The 564-nt window shown below is 42.4% G+C and carries 1 protein-coding gene; it reads left to right on the plus strand.

The genetic code is table 11. The features are described 5' to 3' along the window. Positions 1-238: 238 nt before the first annotated feature. On the plus strand, positions 239-564 hold a 326-nt coding region (locus tag FC85_RS06035; protein ID WP_235807831.1), incomplete at its 3' end, for an IS110 family transposase.

Genomic DNA, 564 nt, shown 5'->3' on the forward strand with positions numbered 1-564 from the left:
ATAAAAATCAGCTTCTAACTGGATCTTTTTCGTTACACTGGAGATGAAGCTAAAGACCGTTCATGCTCTGAGGGACTTCGAGTCCGTAATAAAAAAGGGTCGTCGCCATCTCCACAGCTTTAAGCTGGTTTAAGATTGAGGACCTACGAGGCCGCGTACAGGAAATGAGTTTAGTTGTCTAGGTGAGCGAATAACTTCAAAAATAAATAAATTGCTAGGAAGCGATAAATTGTCTGATGTGATCGCTTTAGATGTTTCCGAAGGTCACAGTTACATGGTTTGGTATGCCCACGAGACTTGCCAAGCTGAATTTCAAGTCTTACATACCCGTTCCGGGTTTGCTAAACTGCTTAAAGTTGTTCAACGAGCTAATCATCCCATCCTTTATTTTGAAGCCACTGGGGTGTATTCCCGCCCAGTAGAACGTTTTTGTACTGATAACCAACTGCCTTATTGTTTATTGAATCCACTAGACCTAAAGCTTAAAACTAACAGTCTGCGTAGATTAAAAACCGATCGCCAAGATGCCCACCGGATTGCTAGGGCGGCGTTGAATAACCATTT

The sequence above is a fragment of the Lentilactobacillus diolivorans DSM 14421 genome (assembly GCF_001434255.1).
GTDB lineage: Bacteria > Bacillota > Bacilli > Lactobacillales > Lactobacillaceae > Lentilactobacillus > Lentilactobacillus diolivorans.